General features: G+C 46.0%; 12 protein-coding genes. 7 read left to right on the plus strand and 5 right to left on the minus strand.

Annotated features, from left to right (window positions below):
* Positions 1-85: 85 nt before the first annotated feature.
* Complete coding sequence (pflA, locus tag IEY67_RS09085; protein WP_122355983.1) at positions 86-808, plus strand: pyruvate formate-lyase-activating protein; 723 nt, start codon at positions 86-88, stop codon at positions 806-808.
* Between the two features lie 2 nt (positions 809-810).
* On the opposite strand, the gene IEY67_RS09090 is transcribed toward pflA, so the two are convergent.
* On the minus strand, positions 811-1,116 hold the full coding sequence (locus tag IEY67_RS09090) for a DUF4884 domain-containing protein (RefSeq protein ID WP_183671172.1): 306 nt from the start codon (positions 1,114-1,116) through the stop codon (positions 811-813).
* A 160-nt stretch (positions 1,117-1,276) separates the two neighbouring features.
* On the opposite strand from IEY67_RS09090, the gene IEY67_RS09095 reads away from it, so the two are divergent.
* The 3 genes from IEY67_RS09095 to ahpF all read left to right on the plus strand — a co-directional run bounded on the left by IEY67_RS09095 (position 1,277) and on the right by ahpF (position 4,589).
* Positions 1,277-2,176: a cation diffusion facilitator family transporter gene (locus IEY67_RS09095; protein WP_183671336.1), complete on the plus strand. Its 900-nt coding sequence runs from the start codon at positions 1,277-1,279 to the stop codon at positions 2,174-2,176.
* Between the two features lie 159 nt (positions 2,177-2,335).
* Positions 2,336-2,902, plus strand: a complete 567-nt coding sequence (ahpC, locus tag IEY67_RS09100; RefSeq protein ID WP_122355897.1) for an alkyl hydroperoxide reductase subunit C — start codon at positions 2,336-2,338, stop codon at positions 2,900-2,902.
* Between the two features lie 136 nt (positions 2,903-3,038).
* Entirely contained in the window at positions 3,039-4,589 is a 1,551-nt protein-coding gene (gene ahpF / locus IEY67_RS09105; protein ID WP_183671171.1) for an alkyl hydroperoxide reductase subunit F, read from the plus strand.
* Positions 4,590-4,647: 58 nt separating this feature from the next.
* On the opposite strand, the gene IEY67_RS09110 is transcribed toward ahpF, so the two are convergent.
* From IEY67_RS09110 to IEY67_RS09125, 4 genes are all read right to left on the minus strand, one after another.
* Complete coding sequence (locus tag IEY67_RS09110; RefSeq protein ID WP_183671170.1) at positions 4,648-7,128, minus strand: S9 family peptidase; 2,481 nt, start codon at positions 7,126-7,128, stop codon at positions 4,648-4,650.
* A gap of 64 nt (positions 7,129-7,192) precedes the next feature.
* The gene (locus tag IEY67_RS09115; protein ID WP_183671169.1) at positions 7,193-9,457 is read right to left on the minus strand and encodes a sensor histidine kinase; all 2,265 of its coding nucleotides are present in this window, start codon (positions 9,455-9,457) and stop codon (positions 7,193-7,195) included.
* Positions 9,458-9,546: 89 nt separating this feature from the next.
* On the minus strand, positions 9,547-11,868 hold the full coding sequence (locus IEY67_RS09120) for a glycoside hydrolase family 20 protein (protein WP_183671168.1): 2,322 nt from the start codon (positions 11,866-11,868) through the stop codon (positions 9,547-9,549).
* 123 nt (positions 11,869-11,991) lie between these two features.
* Positions 11,992-12,825, minus strand: coding sequence for an MBL fold metallo-hydrolase (locus tag IEY67_RS09125; RefSeq protein WP_183671167.1), 834 nt, complete (start codon positions 12,823-12,825; stop codon positions 11,992-11,994).
* 95 nt (positions 12,826-12,920) lie between these two features.
* On the opposite strand from IEY67_RS09125, the gene IEY67_RS09130 reads away from it, so the two are divergent.
* Genes IEY67_RS09130 through rfbD form a run of 3 tightly spaced genes read left to right on the plus strand, consistent with a single transcriptional unit; the run spans position 12,921 to position 15,257 of the window.
* Entirely contained in the window at positions 12,921-13,841 is a 921-nt protein-coding gene (locus IEY67_RS09130; protein WP_122355886.1) for a Mur ligase family protein, read from the plus strand.
* A gap of 2 nt (positions 13,842-13,843) precedes the next feature.
* On the plus strand, positions 13,844-14,392 hold the full coding sequence (locus IEY67_RS09135) for a DUF4924 family protein (protein ID WP_122355884.1): 549 nt from the start codon (positions 13,844-13,846) through the stop codon (positions 14,390-14,392).
* A 4-nt stretch (positions 14,393-14,396) separates the two neighbouring features.
* Positions 14,397-15,257: a dTDP-4-dehydrorhamnose reductase gene (rfbD, locus tag IEY67_RS09140; RefSeq protein WP_122376169.1), complete on the plus strand. Its 861-nt coding sequence runs from the start codon at positions 14,397-14,399 to the stop codon at positions 15,255-15,257.
* The last annotated feature ends 24 nt before the right edge of the window (positions 15,258-15,281 follow it).

A 15,281-nucleotide genomic window follows, 5' to 3' on the forward strand; every position in this document is an offset into this window, starting at 1 on the left:
ATAGTTGACAGTTAGAGGATGCGTAAATGTGTCCTGGCTGTCATCTGTCATCTGTCATCTGTTGACTATCACTTGTCATCTGCTTATGGAGGGGAAAATTCATTCTTTAGAAAGTTTCGGTACAGTTGATGGACCCGGAATTCGCTTCGTCGTTTTTATGCAGGGATGTCCGCTTCGTTGTCTCTATTGCCATAATCCGGATACCTGGGACAGCCGGGGAGGTGCTAAATACCAATTGTCACCGGAAGAACTTCTGGCGGAAGTCTTGCGCTACAAAAATTTTATAGCTAAAGGTGGTGTGACTGTCACCGGAGGAGAGCCTTTGTTGCAGGCTGAATTCCTTACCGCTTTTTTCCGTCTTTGCCGGGAAGCCGGTATTCATACGGCATTGGATACTTCCGGTTATATCTGTACACCGAAAGCTTTGGAAGTGTTGGATTATGTCGACCTGGTCCTGCTGGATATAAAAACGATCGATCCCGAATTACATCCCCGGTTAACGGCAGTGAAGCTGGATAATACGTTACGTTTCCTGGATGAACTGGAGAAACGCGGTGTTCCTGTATGGATCCGCCATGTCATCGTTCCCGGACTGACTGATAATGACGATGCGCTGAATAAACTGGCTGAATATATCAGCCGCTATAAAATGGTGCAGAAAGCAGAGCTGTTGCCTTATCATACAATGGGTGCTTATAAATATGAAGCACAAGGAATCGAATACAAATTAAAAGACGTGGAACCTCTGTCTGCCGAACGTCTGGCAAATGCCAAAGAGATATTTAAGAAACAGGGTATTACCGTGTGACCCTATTCAATCCGTTCCCTGTGAATTTTTACCGGTTGTCTACGGATTTTGTTAACGATACGGATGCTGTCGTTCTCGATACTCGTTACGTCTCCCTGACAGTTGGTGAAATAGACGTAATTCCCCATATCCATGAACCGGTATACTTTGCAACCATCATGTTCGAATAGATACTCGACTTTATAACTGGGGTTATTATCAGGAGCTGATTGAGCTATAGGTCTTCCTGCCAGGCCACATGCTGTCAAACCGGCCATATAGGTTAGTAGTGCACCTGCCGAAAAAATGAAAAAACTTATTCTTCTCATATTCTTTTTCTTTTAGTTTGCTTTGTGTCCAAAGATAACGAAATCCAAAGACCGGAGGATAAAACTGTGTGACATTTTACCTACAATCAGGTAGATTTTTATTGCTAGGAAAAACATAGTTTTGTTTCATTTTGTTACTCAAATAAAAGTAAGAATGAATATGGAACAACATCATCATGACCATCATCACGAAATAACCTCTTTGAATAAAGCTTTTATCATCGGTATTACCCTGAACCTGGCATTTGTTGTAGCCGAGTTTGCTGCGGGCTTCTGGTATAATTCGCTCGGTTTGCTATCCGATGCCGGACATAACCTGGGGGATGTCGCCAGCCTGGTACTGGCTATGCTGGCTTTCCGGCTGGCAAAGGTACATCCGACGGCCAGTTATACCTATGGGTATAAAAAAAGCACGGTATTGGTCTCCCTGCTAAATGCGGTCATTCTGTTGGTCGCTGTCGGCATTATTATAGCTGAGAGCATAACGAAACTGTTTCATCCCCGTCCGGTAGAAGGAGATGCAATCGCCTGGGTTGCGGGGATTGGGGTTGTTATCAATGCAGTTACGGCATGGCTTTTTATGAAGGATAAGGATAAAGACCTGAATGTGAAAGGGGCTTATCTGCATATGGCGGCGGATGCGCTGGTGTCTGTCGGAGTCGTTATTTCCGGGATTGTCATTGCACATACAGGATGGTTTATTATCGACCCGGTTATCGGATTGATCATAGCTTTAGTCATCATCTATTCTACTTGGGGATTGTTGCGTGACAGCTTACGTCTTTCGCTCGACGGCGTTCCTGCCGGGACCGATATTGAAAAGGTGGAAAAGGCTATGCATGCCGTGGAAGGTGTACAGGGTGTCCGTCACTTGCATATCTGGGCGATCAGCACGACTGAAACAGCCTTGACCGCGCATGTCTCGATCAACGATCTGTCTGATATGGAACGCATCAAACAGGAGATCAAACACGAGCTTCAACATGTTGGTATACATCATGCCACTCTGGAGTTCGAAACCTCGAAAATCAAGGGTGAGAGCCTGTGCTGGCCGGATTGAATCCACTTGTTAATAACTCTGAAATACTGATACCCAAAGATTTTGTCTATGAGGGCATAAAACCTTTCGATTGGATTTTTTGTTCTTACCTCGAACCGGCAACTTATCTTTGCATCAGAAACAAAACAAAATAGTAATAACGATTAAAATAAAAATTCTATGGAACCTATTATCAATTCACAAGCACCCGAGTTCAAAGTACAGGCATACCATAACGGTAAGTTCGAAACAGTAAGCAGCGACGATATCAAAGGTAAATGGGCCATTTTCTTTTTCTATCCGGCTGACTTTACATTCGTTTGTCCGACCGAGTTGGTAGATATGGCTGACAAATATGACCAGTTCCAGGCTATGGGTGTAGAAGTTTATTCTGTAAGTACAGATTCACACTTCGTACACAAAGCATGGCACGATGCTTCTGAAACGATCCGTAAGATCAAATACCCGATGTTGGCTGACCCGACAGGCGTATTGAGCCGTGCTTTCGGTGTCATGATCGAAGAAGACGGTATGGCTTACCGTGGTACATTCCTGGTAAATCCGGAAGGAAAGATCAAATTGGCTGAAATCAACGATAACGGTATCGGTCGTAATGCAGACGAACTGCTTCGTAAGGTAGAAGCTGCTCAGTTCATCGCTGAACATCCGAGTGAAGTTTGTCCCGCTAAATGGAAAAAAGGCGGCGAAACATTGAAACCGAGCATCGATCTGGTCGGTAAGATCTAATAGTAAAACTGGAGGCCGGCAACATATTGTCGGCCTTTTTTGTCTTTGAGGCAGACTTAGTTACAGGTTCATTTGATAATAGGATAGCTCGAAGCTATCAAAGAATAAACAACTAATAATAAGGAGGATTTTAATAATGTTAGACTCTTCAATGAAAAATCAGTTATCCGGTATTTTTGCCGGACTGACGAACGAATATATGTTTGATGTTCAGGTATCCCCTGAACACGAAAACCGCAAGGAACTATTGGAGCTGCTGAACGATGTGGCAGACTGTTCCGATAAGATTTCCGTACAGGTAACCGACGGAGAAGGACTGGAATTTTCTTTATTGAAAAATGGGGAAAAGACCGGTATTAAATTCCGTGGTGTTCCCAATGGACATGAATTTACCTCTCTGCTGTTGGCGCTTCTGAATAGTGACGGGAAAGGAAAGAATATTCCCGACGAAAGTATCTGCAACCGCGTGAAAGCTTTGAACGGTCCGGTCAAGCTGACAACTTATGTCTCTCTGACCTGTACCAACTGTCCTGACGTAGTACAGGCTCTGAATGCTATGGCTACGCTGAACCCGGAAATCACACATGAGATGGTGGACGGAGCGATCAATCAGGAAGAAGTGGAAGCCATGAAAGTGCAGGGTGTTCCTTCTGTCTTTGCCGACGGCAAACTGATCCATGTGGGTAGGGGTGATTTCGGCGAACTGCTCGGTAAGTTGGAAGCTCAGTATGGCGTAAAAGAAACAGACCTGCCTGTAGTAGAAAAGAACTATGATGTGATCATTGTGGGCGGTGGCCCTGCCGGTAGTGCAGCTGCTATTTACACGGCGCGTAAAGGGTTGAATGTGGCAGTCGTGGCGGATCGTGTAGGCGGTCAGGTAAAGGAGACGGTGGGTATTGAGAATATGATTTCCGTTCCCCAGACGACCGGTCAGCAACTGGCACTCGACCTGATGTCGCATATGAAAGATTATCCGATCGATATCCTCGAACATCGCCGGGTAGAAAATGTGGTAGTGGAGGGCCGTGATAAAATATTGACCACTTCGACCGGAGAGAAATTGATCGCACCCGCAGTGATCGTTGCGACCGGGGCAAGCTGGCGCCGTCTGAATGTTCCCGGCGAAGCAGAGTATATCGGACGTGGTGTTGCTTTTTGCCCGCATTGCGACGGACCCTTTTATAAAGGAAAGCATGTGGCTGTAGTGGGTGGAGGTAACTCGGGAATCGAGGCGGCTATCGACCTGGCAGGTATCTGCTCGAAAGTGACTGTCCTGGAATTTGCCGATGCGCTGAAAGCCGATCAGGTATTGCAGGATAAACTGAGAAGTCTGCCGAATGTGGAGATATTCATGAACTCACAGACTATGGAAGTCGTGGGTAACGGTGAGAAAGTGACCGGTATCCGTGTAAAGGATCGTCAGACGGATGAAGTGCGTACGATCGGGCTGGATGGTATATTCGTTCAGATCGGTCTGGCTGCCAATAGCGGTGCTTTCCGTGAGGTGGTGGATACGAACCGGCCGGGCGAGATCGTGATCGACAGCCATTGCCGGACAAGCGTTCCGGGTATTTATGCAGCGGGTGATGTTTCGACTGTTCCTTATAAACAGATCATCATTTCGATGGGCGAAGGAGCGAAGGCTGCGCTGACAGCTTTCGAAGACCGGATGCGTGGGATAGTGTAACGTAACAATATATTTTATAAAAAGAGCCCCTCAGACTGTGGCCTGAGGGGCTCTCTTTTTATAAGGATTTAGCAGGATATAACGCCTCCCACCATTCCGGCTGTTCTTTCAGCCATTTGGCGAACCAGGCGAAGATCGTGTTATTCCATTCGGCACGTTTCTTATAATCGAATATCTGATGATTCTGTCCTGTTACTTGTATAAAGGCTGTCTCTTTTCCTAATAACTTTAAGGCAGTGAACATCTGAATACTTTCTCCGATCGGTACATTCGTATCGATAGAACCGTGTAGGAACAGGAGCGGTGTATTGATTTTATCCGCATGAAACAACGGACTCTGCTCTACATAAATATCGCGGGCATTCCAGGGATAACTGTTAGCTGTTGCCAGCGAGCTATATGAATAGCCCCAGTACCCTTCTCCCCAATAACTTGTAATATCGCTGATACCGGCATGCGAGATCGCTGCAGCGAACAGATCTGTTTTCGTTTGCAGATATTGTGTCATGAATCCTCCGTAGGAGGCTCCGATACAGCCGATCTTCTTGGCATCTACGAAATGATGCTCTGTACAGAACTTTTTTGTTCCTTCAATGATCTCGTCTCCCGTGCGTTTTCCCCATGCATTGACGTGGCGTGCCGAAAATTCCTGTCCGAATCCTGTTGCTCCGCTGGGTTGGATGATATAAACCACATACCCTAATGCCGCATACACATGTGACGGATAACGGTTCTCCAGCGAGCGTTCTGTTGGGCTTGTTCCACCGTAATAGTTGACGATCAGCGGATATTTCTTATTCGGATCGAAATGAGGAGGTAGATAATAGCGTCCGTAAATCGTATCGCCTGCCGCTGCCTTAAAGTTCCAGTCATGTACTTCACCCAGCGTGATATCTTTGAGTATATCTTTGGAGAGGTCTTTCAGGCAGGCAGTCGTATTCTTCTTTAGGTCAACAGCGTAAAGACGTTGCGAGTTGGAAGCACTTTCTCCGAAATAAACCAGCTCCGGAGCCGATGTAGCTATCGTAAAATCCGAGAGAATATCTTCTTTTAACGGGACAGGTTTGATCTTGCCATTAGACGGATCGAGCACATAGAGGCGGACACAATCTTTATCCTCTCCCTGGAGATAGATCTGTTTATTATGGTTGTTCCAGGTAAAAGACTGGATGGACGGGTTAAAATCCTTGCTTACGGGAGTCACTTGTTTGCTATCGGGATCATAGATAAATAGTTGCCCGTCAGCCGTATTGGAGGTTTGTCCCGGTGCGATATTCAATCCGATGCCGTCAAAAGCTTCGCCTGAACCTGCGATAGCCAATTGTTTACCATCGGGAGAGAAGCAGGCGTAATTGATAAACGGATCTTTCAGTAACGCTTCTGTTTGCATGGTTTGAAGGTCCATGCGGTAAAGCGTCGTGATGCTGAAAGGACGTTTGGTCAGTGTCCGTTCGTGGCTGGTGAATAACAGATAACGACCGTCTTGTGAGATGTCGTTGAGCGAAGTCGAATTATGTCCGTAAGTCAGGCGCTCGAAAACCCCTGTCGCCAGATCGTATTTGTGCAGGAAGGAACGGTTGCGCCATCCCGGCTGACGGTCGTCGGGAACCAGGATTTCTTCCATATCCTGATCCTTTTTCGGCCCTTCTTCAGATACACTGAAGAGCAGATAATCTTCGGTTGGGGAGAAGACGAACCATCCGTCGGGTAAGTTGACGGAAAGTATGTTCTCCGTTTTCGTAACAGGATCGAGGCTTACCAGTTCTTTCCCTTGCAAGCCGTTACGGGTATAATACAAACGGTTGCTTTGAGGCATCCAGTTATAATTAATGGAGTTACTTTCCATCAGGACTTGTCCGCTGGCCCGGTCGGTAACCTGTTGGTATGATTCGGTTTTACCACCCGGGAAAGTGGTCTGGTAAGCTGTCAGCAGATATTTTCCGTTAGGGGAGAGATTGACGGAACGTATACGTGTTCCGTCGAACACATCGCTGATGGTATATCTTTTTTCCGGATCGGTTGTTGCTGTAACGACAGCTTCCGATTCCGTATCGAAAGAGACTTTCAGAGAGCCTGTTTTTTCTTTTTCCGACAGATATTTGATAATGACTTCATACCGGTGAGGTTCAAGTGTCAGTGCCACTTTTCCATCCGAAGGTGTCTGCTTTTCATTATTTATATAAACCTCATACGTTTCCGGTCCTTTTATCTGCAAAGAACCCTTTACATACCGGTCGCTGTTCAGATAGAAAGAAGCCAGTCCGATATGACAGGCCTGGTTATTGTCCGGTAGCATACTTTCCCCGCTGGCATTTACCTCCAGGAATTGCATACTTTGGCGGACATTGTTGAACGGAACGGATGTTTTCAGTAACTCTTTTTCAGTAAATTTCTTGCTGTTTACGTCGAGGCTGTCTTGCAGGAACGGCTTTTTAACTTCATAGGGGCCGGCGTATCTGAACTGTTTTACGATTACCTCTTCGGCAAACAGATTATAGCAGGAACAGATCGCCGCTAAAAGTAATATATTTCTTTTCATGGCGAATAAAATTAGATATTTGACGCAAAGGTATCTAATTTATTTCACCGGATGGCTTTTGTCTTTATTCAACTTTCATTGTAAACCAGAATAAAGTACCTTCTCCTTCCGTCGACTCCACACCGATCTCTCCGCCGAGTTTTTCAACAATCGTTTTACAAATGGAAAGTCCGAGCCCGGTACCTTGCTGGAAATTATTCAGTTTAACAAAGCGTCCGAATACCGAATCTATTTTATCGGCAGGAATGCCGCAGCCGGTATCTTCTACATAGAAACGCAGCATCTTACCTTCTTGCCGGTAACCGAAACGGATATTTCCCCGGGTGGTGAACTTCATGGAGTTGTTCAATAAATTGGTGATGACCTGGGTCAGGCGGTTACGCTCCGTATGGATGATACACTGAGGTAAACGTTCCTCAAAAGAGATTTGAACTTCCGGATGCCGGTTACGGATATGGTAACTTTGCTCTATTTCCGTTAATAGACTGTTCAGGTCTACATCGGAATAAGTAAATTCGAGTGTTCCCGCTTCTATTTTGGACAGGTCGAGTATGTCATTGATCAGCCGGAGCAATAGTTCATTATTATTCTCGATGATCCGGATGAACTCTTCTCTTTCTTCCTGATTCTCTTCATAGGCGAGCAGATTGGAAAAACCGATGATTGCGTTTAGCGGAGTGCGGATTTCATGACTCATATTAGCCAGAAAGGCGGACTTGAGGCGGTTCGCTTCCTCCGCTTTTTCACGTTCGCGGATTTCCTGTTCTATCTTTTTGCGTAGGTTCAGGCTCTGCTGGGCTTCCGTCTTGTCGATGCAGAATATATCGACCACATTTTCTGTGTCCGGAAAAATCAATACATCGAAGAAAGAGGTTTTTCCTTCTTTGTCTTCTACTGGAAATAGGCCGCTGTGGTTGATTCCCATATTATCTATGAACTGGAGTTTAGGAAACTTCTGTTTTATCTGTGAAAAACGTTTACCTATCACTTCTTCGCGGGAACAGCCGAAAAACTTCTCATAAGCCCGGTTGATATTTACGAAAATAAAATCGTTGGGTTCCCTTTTTTCGTTAGAGATGATTCGCTGACGGATATAAATGACCGGCATATTGTCTATCATACGTCTGAAACCGGCGAGCAGTTCATACTCGCGTATTTTTTGCTGGCGCTTTTGCCAGTAGAAACGAAGTCTCATGACGAGGATGACGATCATGGCGCAGAAAAGAGCGGCGATGCTGATCATAGCCAGCTTGTTCCGTTCATAGAAATTGGGAGGACGCTGGTAATAGACTGCATCCCCGGGATAGAGGTTGCTGTCGGTATTGTGTGATTTCAGATGGGGATAGTTCAGGTAAGTTCGTGCTTTACCACCGGGATGCGGCTGAATATCGCGGGCAGGAATACCTTCGATTATTTTCTGTAACGTACGGGTCGTTTCGTGGCTGAAGTCGGATAACGAGATGTAATGTCCTCCGGCAAAGTAACCGGTTTCCACTTGCTGGTCTGCGATGGTGAAGACCGGATAATGGGAAAATCCGTAAACGACCCGTTGTATATTGTCGTTCAGGTAATTGTCTTTGTTTTGAAGATGTTTCGAAAACCAGGAATAATATAAAATACCGGTTTCTTTGTTATAACGCGAGATCGTGTCGAGTAATTGTTCGGTGGAAAGCCGGGTAGTGGTAAGAAGGTGCAGTTTCAGAGAAGGAAAATGAGTCGACATAGTCTGTTCGACTTCTTTTTGTGCGCACAGGCTGATATAACGGTTGTCGGATATGAAAGCTATATTCCTGATATCCGGTTGTATATGTTGCATGAGTTCAAGAGTTTCCCGGATATAAAAGGGTTGGTATAAAGCCGTTATATTATAACCTTTCATAAGTTGGCCGGCAGGTACGAGTTGTCGGTCGGATAGGTTCCGCGAAAGGAGATTCTCCAGACTGGCGGGCATTGATTCACGTGAATAACAGATCAGGATAGGGATATCCTTCCACTCGTCATCGAATAACGGACGGCATACCAGCCATCCGGGATCGCCTATGAAGACAACGACTTTGGGACACTGGGGGAATTTTTCCAGTAATGAATTTCTTTTGGCCGCAGCTTCTTCTGCGTTTGCAATGGTCGGGACCATCAACTCTTCCGCTTTGACTGCGTATGGCGACTCGTCGAATGATTTGCAGATAGACTGATAGATTCCGTTAGTCCAGGCTTCATCGAAATTGACGGAGTTCAGAACAAGAATATATTCCTGGTCATCTTGATTTTTGGAACTTGCCAGTGTGAAGAAGTATAAGAGGAAGCTTAGTGTGATGATTGTCCTTCGCATGAAACCAGTGTGGATTTTAAGCAAAAAAGCCGGTTAAAGCTTACGTCGGGAAGAGGTAAGTCTTTAACCGGCTCTGTGTTGATAGTACCCTATTGAATAATAATTTCGTCTACAAACAGGTAGGCTGGATTGCCTGCGCCACCGTGCCATGCCGGCAGCTTGTCACTCTTGATAATCACTTCTACATAACGGGCTTTAACCGGTGCAAAAGTAACTTCCTGCGGATAGATGCCGTCTTTATCCGATTGCTTCAATGAAGGGATTGTCTTGGATACAACCTCTTTGAAGTTCTTTCCGTCTTCGGAAACCTTAACGGTAACTCCTGCTGTTCCCATGATCCAGTCGCCTTTCACCACATTGGTATTGAAAGCCACCTGGCTGATTTCGACCGGTTGTTTCAGGTCGATAGCAGCATCCAGGTCTTTCCCCTGGAAGCCCAGCCAACGTCCGGTTTTATAGTTCGTATCACCTGTCAGGCCGTCTGTCATTTCAGGACCGCCTTTGAACTCATACCCTCTGCTCGGAGCAACCCGCAAGGTAACCGGCTTTGCTGTCGATTTGCTGAAGGTGATCTTTTCAGAGAATACGCGGCTGTTACCTGCAGGACGTACCACAACGGCTTTTATCGTTGCATTTTCTTTGATCCTTACCGGTGTATCGTATTTATTGCTTGCACTTGTCGGTTCGCTGCCGTCCAGTGTATAATAAATATCGCCGTCACCCATTGTAGACAGATCGACAACGACTTCGCCGTTTTCCGTATCAGTGGTGAATTCGGCATGGATATCGAAGATATTCTTGGCATAATTGTATCCCAGACGGTCGTACAGCTTGGTCATGCGAACCAGACGGGGCAGGAAGCTCTGATATTCTTTCTTACTCGGATCGGTCCACTGCACTTCAGCCAAAGCAGCCATACGAGGCATAACCATGTATTCAACCTGTGAGAAGGTCGGGATATATTCGGTCCAGAGATTTGCCTGTACGCCGATCACGTATTTTTTATATTCATCCGGGATACCGGCAGTTGGTTCCAGTGAATAAACCCGTTCCAGAGGAAGATAACCACCGATAGCCATCGGTTCGTTCTCCGTATCGGTAGACTGGTAATAGTCGAAATAAAGGTAAGTGTTCGGGGTCATGATCACATTGTGATGTTGTTTGGCCGCTTCGATGCCGCCATCCACTCCGCGCCAGCTCATAACGGTGGCATTCGGTGCCAGACCGCCTTCCAGAATCTCGTCCCAGCCGATAATATGGCGGCCTTTGCTTTCCACGAATTTCTCCATTTGCGAGATCACGGAGCTTTGCAGATATTCTTCTGCACTGTGTTTTTTATCTCCTTTAATGCCTTCCGCTTTAATCCTTGCCTGACATTTCGGACAAGTTTTCCAGCGTATTTTCGGGCATTCGTCACCGCCGATGTGGATGTATTCGGACGGGAACAGGTCGATCACTTCCGAGAGTACGTCTTCCAGGAACTGCATTGATTTCTCATTTCCTGCACAGATCACATCTTCTGAAACTCCCCATTGTTGCCATACGTCATACGGACCGCCTGTACAACCCAGTTCCGGGTAAGTAGCCAACGCAGCCTGCTGATGTCCCGGCAGGTCGATTTCAGGAATGATCGTGATAAAACGTTCTTTGGCATAAGCGATCACATCACGGATCTCGTCCTGGGTATAGAAACCACCGTAAGGTTTGCCGTCATATTCGCCGGAGTTATGTCCGATCACGGTTTGTTTGCGTTGAGAACCTATTTTTGTAAGTTCCGGATATTTCTTGATCTCGATACGCCATCCCTGGTCGTCTGTCAGATGCCAGTGGAAAGTGTTCATATTATGTAAAGCCAGTATGTCGATGTACTTTTTGACAGAGTCAGCCGGGAAGAAATGACGGGAAACATCCAGGTGCATACCCCGATAGGCAAAACGGGGATAATCGTTGATCGTGACAGCCGGAAGTTCTATATTCATGCCTTCGGCAACTGCGGGGATCGACTTGCGTAAAGTTTGTACGCCATAGAAAACACCGGCTTCGGTCGCTCCGGCCAGTTCAATGCCTTCGGGAGTAACTGTCAGTCGGTAACCTTCCGGATTGGAGATGCTTTTATCAATCGAAAGATGGATCGGCTTTGAGCTTTTTGCCGTAGCCACTTTCGGGGCATAACCGGTTGCTTCTTTAATATAAGAAGCCAGAAATTCGCCAGCTTGTTTTAGCAGATCATTCCCTTCGGGGTAAATGATAGAAGTAGAAGGCGTTAATACGAAAGAGCCTCCATTGGTGATGGAAACTTCCTGGGGAAGTGGGATAATTCCGTAATCGCCTTTAGCGACTTTTCCGTCGGAACATGCCATCATTCCCGCAAAAGCTGCACAAAGCAGCGTTAATTTGCTTAGTTTATTCATGCGTCGTAAAAAGTTATAAATGATACTGTTTTTTTCTTGTATTTATGATCTGTCTTAGAGATTGTTTCCAAAGATAGTGATTTATTTTATACCTGATATAATTCTCGTTCTTAATCGACGAAGTTACTGTGTTTCTATCGTTTTATCCTTTTTGAAAAAGTCTTTTACTTTTTTTACTGTACTGCATTTGATGTACGCATCATGGCAATAAATGAGTGCTTGCCTTTCGAGGGCTGCTTCTTCCAGTAGGCGTATTTTTTCCTGATAAGAAGTGACCGGAAATGTGTCGTAAGCAGATATCCATTCCGGAGAAACGCTGGCAGCCAGCGGGATCACATCGCCGGCAAAGACAAAGGTCTGTTCGGGTGTCCGGATATAAGGAACGATCTGTCCTGGTGTGTGTCCGTCGAAAAGACGCAGGTCTATACCCGGACAAAGTTCCGTATCGGTATCGATAAGGCGTAACAACCCCTTGTCTGCTATCGCCTGCATATTTTCAATAAAATAAGAATCCTTTTCCAATGCATTCGGGTGGAGGAAATTCTCCCATTGTCTGCGGCTGACCCAGTGGGTTGCATTGGGAAAAGCCGGATAGATTTCTCCGGTCTCTTCATTTTTCAGGGTCGAGTAGCCGCAATGATCAAAATGCAGATGGGTGAGAACGACATCCGTTACCTGTTCCGGTGAAATGTCCCGTTTGTGTAATTCTTCCCCGAGGTCGACAAGATCGAAGAAGTTATAATATCCCAGTTGCTTGAGATGTTTTGTGCCTGCTCCGGTATCGATGAGGACCACTTTTTCGGGAACGTTTGATAGTAGCAGGCTTCTCATCGCCAGGACGCAGCCGTTCGTTTCATTACTCGGATAACGCCGGCTCCATGCCGTTTTAGGAATAGCTCCGAACATGGCTCCGCCATCTGCATAAAAGTACCCGGTATCGATTATCTGTATATTCATTTCACTTTTTTTGTGTCAAATATAAGCATGTTTTTTCTATTACTGTTATGGTGAACCTTAATGAAAATGTGTACATTTGCGACAAAATCTAAGCGATGCGAAAAGTTCATTTAATCTCCGTGACCGAACCTCTTGTGCTTGATTTGGCTTTGGCTATTCATGAAAAGGGATATGACGTGAGTGTTTCAGGTGACGGTATAGCAGAGGAAGTGATAGCAAAGCTACACGCCGCAGGTTGTACATGTCATGGAGACGGTTGGTTTCCGGAGAGATTAACAAAGGATAATAATTTTGTCGTTTTGGGCGCTACTGTCAAGCAGGATAACCCGGAACTGATAAAAGCTAAGGAATTGGGGTTATTAATTCTCTCTATACCTGAATTCATTTTTCAGCGAACCAAAGAGAAGACTCGGGTAGTTGTTGCGGGAAGCCGTGGAAAGAAAACAATTATCTCGATGATCATTTATGCCCTTCAGCGACAGAAACTGGCCTTCGATTATGCCCTGACCAGCGAAATCCCTTTGTTGCCGAATCGGGTACATATGAGCTATGAAGCACGTATAGCCCTGATCGAAGGGGATGAGCATGTTACATCCGCATTGGAAAAACGTTTTCAACTGGAATTTTACCGTCCTCATATTGCCATACTGACCAATCTGTCATGGACACCGGAAACAGACCATGACAGTCCGGATGCTTATTACGGTACGTTCAGGAACTTCATAACCCTGATCGAACGTTCCGGCAAGCTGATCTATTTTGAAGGCGATCCGGCTGTGAGACAGTTGGCGGAAGAGGTGCGTGAAGACATTACCGCCATTTCTTACGGCCAGCATCCGGTGATCGAAAAAGACGGGGCTACTTTCCTGCAGACCCGTTACGGAGATTTCCCGATACGGATACCGGACAACTATTTTCTGACGAATCTGAACGCAGCGCGCCTGGCATGCCGCCAGTTAGGTGTTAAAGATGCCGATTTTTATCGGGCGATATCTGAATATAGTGTATCTTTGTAGCTATGATTATAGCGAGACAAAAAAGAAAAGAAAATATAGCCGAGTATTTATTATACATGTGGCAGGTGGAAGACCTGATACGTGCCAATCAGTTTGATCTCGATTCGATCCGCCGGACGGTGATCGCCCAATACGATCAACCGGACGAAGTGAAAGAGGAGATAGCCAAATGGTATGAAGAACTGATCGATATGATGCGTAGCGAAGGAGTCATGGAAAAAGGACATATTCAGTTGAATAAGAATGTGATCATTGCCCTGACCGACCTGCACCTGCGATTGCTGAAATCCCCGAAAGAAATGGTTTACGGGGCGGCTTATTATAAAACGCTTCCTTATATAGTACAACTTAGGGCAAAGTCCGGGGGTGAAGATTTACCGGAACTGGAAACCTGTTTTAACGCAATCTATGGCTATCTGCTTCTTCGTATGCAGGGAAAAACCGTCAGTTCGGAAACACAGGAGGCGATCAAACAGATCAGTTCTTTCCTGGCTCTTTTGGCCGAGAAGTATCGTGAAGATATGAACGGTGATTTGAAATTAGAAGATTAATGAAATGAAAACATTATTAGTAACCGGTGCCAACGGGCAACTGGGCAATTCGATCCGCCTGCTGGCAAAGAACTATTCAGGATACAATTTCCTTTTTACGGATGTCGATACATTGGACATTACGGACCCTGCTGCCGTGCGGGCAATGATCAAGGACAACCGGGTTGATTATGTGTTGAACTGTGCCGCTTATACGGCTGTCGACAAGGCAGAGGAAGATGAAGCCCTGTGCCGCCGCATCAATGCTTTTGCAGTCGGTGTACTGGGGGAAGCAGCGCACGAAGCCGGAGCTAAAATGATCCACGTCTCTACCGATTATGTATTTAACGGAACGGGTTACCGCCCTTATGTGGAAACAGATGCCACTCGTCCGGTTTCGGCTTATGGTCGTACCAAACTCGCCGGTGAAGAGATACTGCAGGAGGTTTGTCCCGATGCGGTTATTATCCGTACGGCCTGGTTATATTCCGAGTTCGGTAATAATTTCGTGAAGACTGTGCTCCGTCTGGGTAAAGAACGCGATGAGTTAGGCTTTGTCTTCGACCAGATCGGGACGCCGACTTATGCCGGTGACCTGGCAGCTGCCATGCTGGCGGTGGTGACATCCGATGAGCGGAACGCTTTCGTACCGGGTATTTATCATTTCTCGAACGAGGGTGTTTGCAGTTGGTATGATTTTACAGTGAAGATCCTTCAGATCGCCGGGATCGATTGCCGTGTCTTGCCGATCGAAACGAAAGATTATCCGACAAAGGCCGTACGTCCTCCCTATAGTGTATTGAATAAGAGAAAGATAAAAGAAACATACGGTGTCGCTATCCCGCATTGGGAAGAGAGCCTTCGCCTTTGCATGAATAAATTGTAGGGTGTTGATAACCCTGTTGATATG

Source organism: Parabacteroides faecis, from assembly GCF_014647375.1.
Taxonomy (GTDB): Bacteria; Bacteroidota; Bacteroidia; order Bacteroidales; family Tannerellaceae; genus Parabacteroides; species Parabacteroides faecis.